This is a genomic window from Winkia neuii subsp. neuii DSM 8576, from assembly GCF_000420405.1.
GTDB classification, from domain to species: Bacteria; Actinomycetota; Actinomycetes; order Actinomycetales; family Actinomycetaceae; genus Winkia; species Winkia neuii.
Genome location: NZ_ATUW01000020.1, coordinates 1 through 9,763, shown reverse-complemented (window position 1 = coordinate 9,763; position 9,763 = coordinate 1). Strand labels below are relative to the sequence as shown.

At 53.6% G+C, this 9,763-nt stretch carries 10 protein-coding genes; 1 reads left to right on the top strand and 9 read right to left on the bottom strand.

Features of this window, described 5'->3' with window-relative positions; translation table 11 throughout:
• Positions 1-152 precede the first annotated feature (152 nt).
• The gene (locus G437_RS10730; RefSeq protein ID WP_024332449.1) at positions 153-554 is read left to right on the top strand and encodes a helix-turn-helix domain-containing protein; all 402 of its coding nucleotides are present in this window, start codon (positions 153-155) and stop codon (positions 552-554) included.
• Between the two features lie 55 nt (positions 555-609).
• Here G437_RS10730 and G437_RS0110200 read toward each other — a convergent pair whose 3' ends face one another.
• The 9 genes from G437_RS0110200 to G437_RS11460 all read right to left on the bottom strand — a co-directional run.
• Complete coding sequence (locus G437_RS0110200; protein ID WP_024332448.1) at positions 610-966, bottom strand: hypothetical protein; 357 nt, start codon at positions 964-966, stop codon at positions 610-612.
• The gene (locus G437_RS0110195) at positions 963-1,313 is read right to left on the bottom strand and encodes a hypothetical protein (RefSeq protein ID WP_024332447.1); all 351 of its coding nucleotides are present in this window, start codon (positions 1,311-1,313) and stop codon (positions 963-965) included. The genes G437_RS0110200 and G437_RS0110195 overlap by 4 nt, the downstream gene beginning before the upstream one ends.
• Before the next feature lie 6 nt (positions 1,314-1,319).
• Positions 1,320-2,198: a CHAP domain-containing protein gene (locus G437_RS0110190; RefSeq protein WP_024332446.1), complete on the bottom strand. Its 879-nt coding sequence runs from the start codon at positions 2,196-2,198 to the stop codon at positions 1,320-1,322.
• A gap of 153 nt (positions 2,199-2,351) precedes the next feature.
• Positions 2,352-3,248: a hypothetical protein gene (locus G437_RS0110180; protein ID WP_141752635.1), complete on the bottom strand. Its 897-nt coding sequence runs from the start codon at positions 3,246-3,248 to the stop codon at positions 2,352-2,354.
• A 189-nt stretch (positions 3,249-3,437) separates the two neighbouring features.
• A complete protein-coding gene (locus G437_RS0110175; protein WP_024332444.1) occupies positions 3,438-3,956 on the bottom strand; it encodes a hypothetical protein in 519 nt (172 codons plus the stop codon).
• Complete coding sequence (locus G437_RS0110170; RefSeq protein WP_024332443.1) at positions 3,956-5,080, bottom strand: hypothetical protein; 1,125 nt, start codon at positions 5,078-5,080, stop codon at positions 3,956-3,958. The genes G437_RS0110175 and G437_RS0110170 overlap by 1 nt, the downstream gene beginning before the upstream one ends.
• Complete coding sequence (locus G437_RS0110165; protein ID WP_024332442.1) at positions 5,071-5,991, bottom strand: phage distal tail protein; 921 nt, start codon at positions 5,989-5,991, stop codon at positions 5,071-5,073. Before G437_RS0110165 ends, G437_RS0110170 begins: the two co-directional genes overlap by 10 nt.
• On the bottom strand, positions 5,988-9,422 hold the full coding sequence (locus G437_RS0110160) for a tape measure protein (protein ID WP_024332441.1): 3,435 nt from the start codon (positions 9,420-9,422) through the stop codon (positions 5,988-5,990). Before G437_RS0110160 ends, G437_RS0110165 begins: the two co-directional genes overlap by 4 nt.
• A gap of 19 nt (positions 9,423-9,441) precedes the next feature.
• A partial coding sequence (locus G437_RS11460; RefSeq protein WP_034490529.1) for a hypothetical protein occupies positions 9,442-9,763 on the bottom strand: 322 nt, incomplete at its 5' end.

Below are 9,763 nucleotides of genomic sequence, written 5' to 3'. Positions count from 1 at the left end.
CCCCCGCCGGTAAAACCGCTTTCACGCAAGGCTTCCTCAAGGCCACCGAGGCCCTAGAAAAGCCAGCGGGCAACTAAACAGGCAGGTAGGCTCGCTAGCAGTATCCACGCTGTTAGCGAGCCGCCTAAAAGGCAGCGAGAGGCAGAATAAGATTGAACTCAGCAACCTTCAAAACTTACCGTGAAACCCTAGGATTAGAGGTTAAAGACCTCGCAGCCTGGATGGGCGTCGACCGAAAAACCGTGCAAAGGTGGGAAAACCCGCAAGCGGGCGATGTCCCGGCGTGGGCAGCACGAAAAATGCTAGAGCGCTGGGACCGGCTAATTTTCTCCATTAGCTCAGCTTTAGAGTATTTAGACCAACAAGAGCAGGAGCAGGGCAGCGCCCCCGAGGCCGTGGAAATGCAGCGGTTTAAAACCGATGCGTCTTGCCAGCGCGTAAACGGGCTCGGAACTGATGCTAAACGACACGCTATTAGCGTAGGGATAATTGCCGCCGCCTTGCAGGCTGGAGGCTATGAAACCCGGCTAGATTGGGTGCCAGTAGAGCCATAAAAGGGGCATAGAAAAGCGAGGGCCGAAAACCCAGCCCCCGCTAATCTTGCCCGCCTCAGTGGCGTTTACAACGATCCGTTTTTAGCTCAAGATTCCTCATGCGCGCGTGCACGTCCTCATCTTGTATGGCCTGCTCACGCCGGTAAGACTCCATATCTTTTTTCACCTCTCCAACCTGGTGTCCAAGACCTTTGATCTGCACTAGCGCCTTGTCGAGGCGTTCCTCGTTTTGCACTAGAAGCTTTTCAATGCGGTTAACCGCGTCTCGCAGGCTCGATCCGTGGTTGGTTTTTAGTTCCTTGGTGTTATGCTCAACGCGCTTTATTTTGCTCACTCCAGCAATTGCAGTAATAAAGGCTGCACAGCCCCCGAACCCTCCGAGGGCTACAACCGCGTCTATAAAACCGCTCACTCCTGCTTTTCATCCCTTTCGCGGCTTGCCACATGCCTACCTGAGGGCAGGGTAGTCTTATCGCGGATAAGGTCCCAGAATGCAGCCGGTAGCGCGTGATAGGCCAGCTGTCCGGCCCCGGCCACGAGCCCGAAATTCATTAGTACGAATTGCCAGGCATCCGGGTATTTCACGAAAATGAAAACCGCTATAGCAACGGCTACGTACACCGTGTAAACGATTGCGAGCTTCACGTTTTTGCGCATCCGGTAGGTTGTGCACAAGCTGATAATAAAATTCGCTATAGGGCCACAGATAGCAGCAAGCGCTATCGGGTCAATGTGTTGTAGAATCGCCGTGCTATCCATTTATGCCTACCTCTTAAAAAGTTGCTTGTTGATTGCGCGCTGCATTGCTTTTACCGTGGCAGGACCAACGTAGGAGTCTTGGGTTTGCCCGTAGAATTTTTGGATTGCGCGTGCCAGGGCGGGGCCGGCTATGCCGTCTTTTTCGCCCCAGTAGCATTTTTCGCGGCGTAACCATTCCTGCATTTTTGCGATGAGCTGGGAACCTTGCGCAGTTTCGCCTTCCCACTGCCACCCAGAGCCGGGGAAATCCGCAGCCGGGTAGTATTCACGATTCGGTGCGTATTGGCTAGATACCATGCCGTCGCGGGGTGATCCCATGATTTTTTGCCATGCTGCCGTGGTACTCTTGCCCCAATCCCCATCAACAGCGAGTACCCCAACCGGGTATGCTGCCGGGGCGGGCGCGCCCGTGTAGGGTGGGTGAATTAGCGCGCAAACATCCTCGCGATCTCGCACTCTCCGGTAAACCCCGCCCCCGTTTGACTGTGAGCCGTAAGCGCCGGAGCTGGTGTTGCCCTCGATGGTTTGGAGCTTGCCCCAATATTTGATTTCTAGAATGCCGATGTGGTCGGCTATGCCGTCCCCATCCCAGTCGAAGCAAACTAGGTCGCCGGGCCGGGCATTCCCCCAGCTGACAAGCCACCCGTTAGCGCGCGCGGTTGCGATCCGCCCTGGCACGTAGGCAGAATCAAAATTAGTAACCCCCACCTGACGCAGGCACCAAGTCACGAACATGTCACAGTATGGCACCCCGGATGCGCCGAAATATGCGCCATGCCGGGCCCCATAATCGCGCCCATACTTCGTGCCCTCAGCCGGATCATTCCACCTGTTATAGCCAAGCTGAGAGGCAGCAACTCTAAGTAAATCTACAGCAGTACCCATAATTATTTATAATCAATCTCTAGAATTTCAGCAGTATCATTAGGGGACTTATCGCCCGTGTCACCTTGCGCTAAAAGCGCCTTATATTCATCAGTGGTAGACATTCAATTATCCTTACGACTAACATAAATATCCCTTATAGGATATCTGAAATTAGTTGCACTCCCAAGAGAGCGTAGGAATAGCCAGGCCACTATACCCGTCAGTATTAATAGTCGCATTAGTACCGGGACGCAGCTGTATCACCCCGTCAGACTGCACAGTAATAATATTAGCCACGTTATTTATAACCGCGTCCCCGGTGAACGGCGAAAAAGTAGATTTAAACTGATGCTTAGGCCTAAACCCTGCAGGAATAATAGTGCCCATCGAATACCACCCACTATTAGCGCGTAATGACTTTTGCGAGCGCGCGTTGAAATTAGCAGAGGGCATTATGACAAGGTTGCCAATTTTGAATAGGGTTGCGCGGCTCCACCACCCATTCCCCTCTTGAAGGCGGGCAGTAGTAATCATTTCCTGAATACTTGGGACCTCGTTAATCTGCCTCATAGGGGTTTCAGCATTAGCAAAATACAGGCCATTATCGCTCTTTTGGTAGATGAAACAGCCGCCCCGCTTAGAACCATCGCCCTTATTTTGAATAAACGCGGTAGACACATCCAGGGTTTCATTAGCGTCATGCGTGTAAATAATGCTGCCACTAACGCCGGTTGCAGGCGCAAACTGGAAGTACGAGCGAGGAATATCTATAGCCCGTTGCGTATTCTTAGGCACCCGGATAGTCACAAGTCGCAGCGCGTTCGGGGTATCCAAACGAGCAGGAGAAGGACTAATAGAGGGCGTACCGACCTTGTAGATAACCTCTACCTCTGAGTCATCATGGTTATCTACCTGGTAATCATGCTGCACAACATAAATAGAATCTATACGATCATAAACGCTATGCCCCGGCTCTAACCTTTGCGTAAAACGCCCAATAGTCGGGATATACCAACCTTCTTGCCCATCCTTTATCGCTAAGGTTTCCGCACTGAAAATAACATCCATTGAATTGTCAGAGCAAGTAAAATTACGGCTATTTTGAGCCCCTATAATTCCCTCGTGCGAGGCAACCATGCTTAGGGAGCTCCTTAGCTCTGCAGGAGATACCACGCCTTTAGGAATGTTCCGGCTCTTGTCAAATCCTGAAACTATGCCGCGCTTATTAGCCAACTTTCACACCCAACCTAAAAGATTTTATTTGCTTACAGCCGCGAAAACGTCTAACGCAGCCCAGTTATCACCAGTATAACTACCCGGATTATTACCCGCGCGCGCCTGCAAAATAATAGATATTTCATCGCGTGGCTGCACCTGCAGCACGGTTGAAAATTGGCCTAAAAGGTGAAAAGTGCCCATATTATCTGGCACTCTTGGCAGCGGCCTAGACTGATTGCCGCGAATTATTATTCTAAAACTTGCCTGATCCGAATGTGGCGCGCCCGCCGAATTGTAAAACCCAGTAAGCGCGGCGAATACTTGGAGCTTACTTTTACCCTCAGGAATAATAATGCGATTAGAAATTATGTTGCCTTTGGCGGTCCATTTTGCCGCCTCCCAGTGGTAGCTAATGACTTCTGCCCGCGCCTCAAGGCCTTTCAAAGTTCCGTTGAGCTGCCCAGAGGTTACCGCCTGCAAATCCGCGATAGCGTTAGCGTGCGAACGCAAGCGGTCAGGTACCGCCGAAGCATCCGAGCTAATCGGCCTGTACTCCATTATGCTTTTACCTCCCTGCAAGCGAATATGATCCACTCCGAGGCATCCCCGCTAAGCTCAAGAACCTTCAGACGGTAGCGTTTGCTGCCTAGGTATTCATCTTCAAGCTGTAAAGCGAGGTGATCGCCCACCCGTACGAGATCGCCAAATGCCCGCCCGGTTTCATCCCACCGCGCGGCTTTAAAACTGATCGCCTCTAGGCTTTGCGATGCGGATTGCGTGCCAGCTTGCGCATACCCCCGCAAGGTGTCTAATTCCTTTACGGTGGAATGCGTAGAATCTGCGAGCTGCAGGAGGGGCCACCCAGCCCGTTCTAGCGTCGTATCGTGGGAGCGCGCCATTAGGATCTTGTCGGCTTGCCCGCCAGCTTTCGCCCAAATATCCGTTCCTATTTCCGCCGCGTCCTCGGATACTTTAACGTCAGTGACGGGCGTGAGCGCGCGGCGTTGATCCCAAGAGTGCCTACCCGTCACAAGCTCAGGATTGCCCATTTCTAGCAGAAAATTAATCCGCTGGCCCCCATCTATCAACCGAGGGGTAAAACGATATTCCGGCCCTCCGAGAACATTAGCGAGGTCATCTATACGGGTCGCCACGGTTGCGAGATCTGCACCCAGGTAGCTTCGTTGGTTCCACCCTGAGCTATCAGGAGGTGGCACGCTGCAGGGCAGGTTACCCCATTTTTTCGCCTCTAAAACGAGCGCCCGCATAATATTTCTTAGCGAACCGGCTAGGTTGAGCGTCCAATCTTTCGGTAACCCATTTTCGCCGCCCTCTAAGGTAGCAGAGGTAAACCCTCGCAGGGCTGCAGGCAGCACTAGACGCCGTTTCAAAAGATCCTGAAAGCCCCCACAATCAAGGGTTAAAACCTGCTTGGCAGCATCCCAGTCACGCTTAAATACCGGGCCGGCGTGAATTATCCGCCCTGCAGAAACTAGCGCTAGGATAGTGCGCCAAGGTGCGGTATCTGCCCTAAGATGCATACCCTTCGTGTCCTCGGTGAACGGTACTGTGACCGAGAGGGAGCCGGGCGAATTAACTTGTTCCTTCCAGCTCCAAGAGCTTGCAGGCAAGCGCATAAGATACGCTCCGGTTAGAGTGTCAAATACTTCTATTACGTCCATGAGGCAAGCCACCTTACACGCCAATTTGTAGAATCCGAGGCGGAAAAAGTCACCGTGTTATCGCCCGGTTCGAGCTGGAAAAATTCATCTTTAGTAAGGTGCGCTGTAGAGACTTCACCCTCGCCCACATAGACGCGCCCGGTGCGAGAATCCACGCGCACCGACTGCCCACTGCTTATGCTGCCCTCATAGCGGATAGCGCGCCCGTTATGCGCCCATTCTGCCCAATAAAGGGGGCCGTCGGCCTCAAGGATAGGCCATACGGCAAGGTTGCCCCGATTATGCGGCGCTAGCGCGTTCGTGTAGCCCGCATCCGTGAACCGAGCTGTAGGACCGCGCGTGGAAGCTACGAGATCGTGGTATGCCTGGTCGAACAGCGGGAAAAGTAAACCGCCCTCGGTGGCTGCACCCCACCGGCCCCCGAGATGCTCAAACTCGCTAAAATCAAGTAGGTCGTCAAAACCAACCCCAGCGTATTTGAGCGGATCCGCACAAGTAATAATTAGAGTGTACGCCCAGGTAAGCGGGCCAAGCCGTTTTATAACCGGCTGCTGGGAAACATACCCTCTCACATGGTAATACTGCCCATCGTCATCAAGGACAACGAGGCGGATTTTCTGATTAGCGACACTCATAACCTTCTGGTGGGATGCCACCCCGTCATTTAGCGAGGTAGCAACATAATAAAAATGTAAGGTTATAACCCTTGCGCCAAGTAGCAGATTATGGGGCATAAAAGCCCCGTTCGCCTGAGGTCGCAGCACCTCTTCCACGCGCGGGGCCGGTGCCTCATACCACCCAGCCAGCGCCCCGTCCGAGTGGGTAGCGAGCCCGTAAAAGCTTGCCGCCGCCTCTGGTGCGCCCTGCGCAGTAAAAAGACTTTTACCGCCAACAACAACCGTCACGTTCATGCGATAACCCCTAGCTCCTGCCTTGTGCGAGTATTGAAATACCTTGCCGCCGCCTCTGGATCATCCGCCCGCACGTTGAACGTCTGCGTGACAACATTGCGAGCCACACCAGGGCCACCTGCTGCAGCATTTCCAGCTACCGAGACTGCCGCGCGCACGCCTTGCAAGCCCTGCAATTCCTCTTGCGCACCGTCTACGAGATCGCTCATTGCCCCGCGAGCGCTACTTATCCGAGTGGTAATACCAACGGCGATACCCTCTGAGATCATCGCGCCTACCTGATCGCGGAAAACCCGCGAGGGCGAATGTATACCTAGCTTGCTTTTTGCCCAAGAAACAATAGAACCGAGGGCATTAGATACGAGCGAGCGCAACCATCCGATAGCCCCGGAAATGCCCCGCCAAAGCCCGGTAATAATATTCCTGCCGGTTTGCACTAGCCAGCTGCCAGCACCCGAGACAGCGCCCCACACCGCCGAACGGATGCGCCCTAAAACGCCTGCCAGGCGACTAATCGCACCAGAGGCAAACCCTACAAGGTTATTCCACACGCCACTAAAGAACGATGAAACCCATCCCCACACGCTTGCCCATATACCCCTAATAGCGCCCGTAACAGCGGCAATAATGGAGCGAATACGGTTGATAATAGGCGTGAAAAAGGCTACTAGGTTGTTCCAAATGGCGGTGAAAAATGAGGCTACCCATCCCCATACGCTTGCCCAAATACCGCGCACAAACTCAATGCCAGTACTTATAACTGTGGTTATAGTCGTAATGATTGGGGTTAAAAATGCGACTATACCATTCCACACCCACATTACCGCCGCGCTAATACCCTGCCAGATGGTTAATAGCACCGCCGCGAACACGATTATGAGGTTCTTAATGAATTCTATGGCGGGGGCAAAAATGGCTTTGATAGCTTCCCATGCGGTAAACACGACCGTTTTGATGTTTTCCCACAGGCCGCTAAGGAACGCCGCCAAGCCCTGCCATATAGCAACGGCGGTGGCTTTGATCGCCTGCCAGGCGGTAGTTAGGTAGACAGTGAAAACTCTCCACGCCTTCCTGCCTGCCTCGGTTTGCGTGAAAAACCAAACCAACGCCGCAACCAAGGCCGCGATACCTGCCACAACCAAAACTATCGGGTTAATTGCCATTACCGCGTTAAACGCTGCCTGAGCTACCGCCGCTATTCTTAGCTTGCTTGACAGCCCTCCGAGAGCAACCTTGGTTAGGGCAGTTGCAGCCGTGATAGCTCTTTGCGCAACAGCCGCGCCCTTTAGCGCAAACGAGAGGGTACCGAATGCTGCTTTAGTTATAGCAGTAGCGGCGGTGGCAGCGGTAGTAACGGTCTTGTACAGCCCCCACGCGCCCACCAGGCCAGTTAGCACTACCTGCAGGGCAGTCATAGCGACCTTGTTGCCGCTGATCTTTGCTGCCAAATCCGCGAGGGCACCTAGCACGCTAAGCGCCGCATTCAACAGCACCCCACCGAGGGAGGCAGCAAGCGACCCCACCAACCCCACAATCGGAGCGATAGTATCGCCAAGCCTACCGAGCAGGTCAGAAATGCCACCGAGGGCATTTTGCGCGCCCGCACCGCTACCACTAAACGCCGTAGCAAGCTTATTAGCTACCTTGCTTAGCGCATCCTGCAGCTTTTTCGAGTTCGCGACCATTGAACCGAAAATAGCGATAACCCACAGGCCCGGCCCGCCAACGCCCCTGAACGCGCCCCCAATTAGAGGCAGTTTAGTAAGCAAGGGCGTTACAGCTGCCCCTACCATTGGCATAAGGCTAGCTATGTGCCCGATGGTTGCAGAAAATGCTTTAGCGCCGGGGCCGGATGCTGCCCTATCGAAGGCATCGCCTATTTTGCCTATTGCTGCCCCAACCCGGTCAAGCGCGCCCGATATTTTTTCAGGGCCTATAGCCTGGATAATAGAGGCCATAGCGCCCGTTATGCGGGTCTTGAGGTTGGTCCAGGCGGTTTGAATGCCCTTTGATGCGTCTTTAGCTTGCTTGGCAAACGAGGCGAAATTGCTCCCACCCTCGTCATTTAGTTTCACCATGGCTTTATTTACATCTTCCATGGTGAGCTTGCCATCTCGCAGCGCATCGTACAGGTCAAAACCGCTCTTGCCAGCCCCTAAAAGCGATTCGGCAAGCTGATTCATTTGCGCTGGCATAACCTCCATAAGGGTCTTCCAGCTCAGCATGTCAACTTTGCCCGTTGCAAGCATTTGCGTGTACTGCTGCATCGCGCGGGATTGATCCGCCGTAGACTTGCCGGATGCGACGAGCATGTTATTAAAGGCAAGTCCGACGTTAGTCGCCTCGTCTAGCGAGCCTGTCAGCGGCGCTATCTGCTGCACCAGCGGCATAATATCCTGCAAGCTGGTGGGCAAGCCGCGTAGCTTTTCAGAGAGCTTTTTAGCAGACTTTGCCGCATCCGAGGCCGAATACCCCAGGTTAGCCATAATCCGAGGGAAATTATTAAGCGTATCCACCCTAGAGACTGCAGAACCGATAGAGCCGGTTAAGGTCGTGCCTATTGCTGCCGCCGCGCCGATAGCGACTTTCCCCGCTGCCCGTAGCGTACTATTTACGCCTCGGTCTACAGCTTTGCCTACTCGCATAACCGGCGCGGTAGCATTATTGAACCTTGTGCTAATCGCACTTGCCGCATTGGTGACAGCCCCGCTAACGCGCCCGAAAGCCTCAGCTACCGCTTTAGGCATGTGCAAGCTAGGTAGCTGCATGGACTGCCTGAGCGCCCTTGCTTCTGCTGCTGCCTTTCTTGCTTCTGCTGCTACTTTTTCTTGCGCGCTAGCGTACCTGGTGGCTGCTGCCTTAGCTTCTTCCTGAGCTTTAGCGACTTTTGCGGTAGCTTCAGCCTGCGAGCGTTCCGCCTGGCTAACCTTGTGCTGTGCCCGCTCTAGCGCCTCTTCCTTAGCGCGCACATTATCGGATGCGGTAGCTGCCTTACGCTTTGCTGCCTGCAGTCTCTCAGCGGCGGCGACAGCCTGCGAACTTTCATCCCCATACTTTTTGACTGCCTCAGCTAGCTTGGTTTCTGCAACCCTAATAGCACCATTCGCATTAGCGGACTGCCGGCGCGCGTTCGCTAAAGCGCGCTCAGCGTTCGCAGCCGCCGCCCTCGCAGCAGACACGCGCCCCCCGGCTTTACCTGCCAGAGCTTGCAGGGTAGAGAGCTCCTTAGCTGCCTTATTAGAGCTCTTTTGCAGCTCTTCAAGGGCAGGGGAACCTATCCCTTTAGAGGCCGCGCCAACACTCTTTTTAAGCTGGCTCCCGAACATTTCGCCGGTTTTTTTCGCAGCCTTATTAGTGGCAGAGCGTACCCCTTTGAAAGTAGGGAATACGCTTACAGCAGCACTACCAACTAAAATATTTCTGCCTGCCACCTAATTAACCCCTAAACAATTATTCTGGAAACGCGCTATTAGCTTGCAATTGTAATTTTAGCTTAGCTTTTTCACTCTTGGACACGGTGGGCCTATTAGGCTTTTTAGCCTGCCTTATTTCAGGTATTGGCGGCTTCAAAGGCTTACCGCCCTTATCCATGAAACTATTAATAACCGCCGCTGCCTGTACGCGCTCCAATAGCTCGGTTATAGATAGCGGGTAACTTAGTCCCACGATAGCCGCGCCTGTAAGCGTGCCAGTATCATTTACTAAATGGATGATAACCGCGTAAGCATCCGCCGTATCCCATTCTAAAAACTCGCTGAACCGCACCCGGTAG